The sequence below is a fragment of the Planotetraspora kaengkrachanensis genome (assembly GCF_016862895.1).
In the GTDB taxonomy this organism is placed as follows: domain Bacteria; phylum Actinomycetota; class Actinomycetes; order Streptosporangiales; family Streptosporangiaceae; genus Planotetraspora; species Planotetraspora kaengkrachanensis.
The window spans coordinates 1-865 of record NZ_BONV01000089.1 but is presented as its reverse complement, the minus strand read 5'-3'; the positions used below and the strand labels follow the sequence as shown (position 1 = coordinate 865).

Genomic DNA, 865 nt, shown 5'->3' with positions numbered 1-865 from the left:
TCGGCCTCGACGCCCAGCTTCTTGTTGATCTTGTAGCGGCCGACCTTGGCCAGGTCATAACGCTTCGGATTGAAATACAGATTCTCCAGCAGCGTCTGCGCCGACTCCTTGGTCGGCGGCTCACCCGGACGCAGCTTGCGGTAGATGTCCAGCAACGCGTCATCCTGGCCGGACGTGTGATCCTTCTCCAGGGTCGCCCGCATCGACTCGTACTGCCCGAACCGCTCAAGAATCTGGTCGGTCGTCCACCCGAGCGCCTTCAGCAGAACCGTCACCGGCTGCTTGCGCTTACGGTCGATACGCACACCGACGCTGTCACGCTTGTCGATCTCGAACTCGAGCCAGGCACCACGCGAAGGAATCACCTTCGCGCCGAACAGGTCCTTGTCGGAGGTCTTGTCGACCGAACGGTCGAAGTAGACACCCGGAGACCGGACCAACTGGGACACCACGACACGCTCGGTGCCGTTGACGATGAAAGTTCCTTTCTGCGTCATGTGCGGGAAGTCGCCCATGAACACCGTCTGGCTCTTGATCTCACCGGTGGTGTTATTGATGAACTCCGCCGTCACGAACATCGGGGCGGAGAAGGTCATGTCCTTGTCTTTGCACTCATCGACTGAGTACTTGGGCGGCTCGAACCTGTGGTCCCGGAACGAAAGGGACATGGTGCCGGAGAAGTCCTCGATGGGACTGATCTCTTCAAAGATCTCTTCGAGACCTGACTGGGCCGGAACGTCCTTGCGCCCGGCCTGGCGAGCCGCCTCGACCCGGCCCTTCCATTTCTCGTTGCCGAGCAGCCAGTCGAACGACTCGGTCTGCAGGGCGAGAAGGTCGGGGACTTCGAGCGGCTCCTGAATACGTG

At 60.6% G+C, this 865-nt stretch carries 1 pseudogene; it reads right to left on the bottom strand.

What is annotated here, in order from left to right:
• A pseudogene (locus tag Pka01_RS40475) lies at positions 1 to 865 on the bottom strand (DNA-directed RNA polymerase subunit beta); the annotation flags it as partial.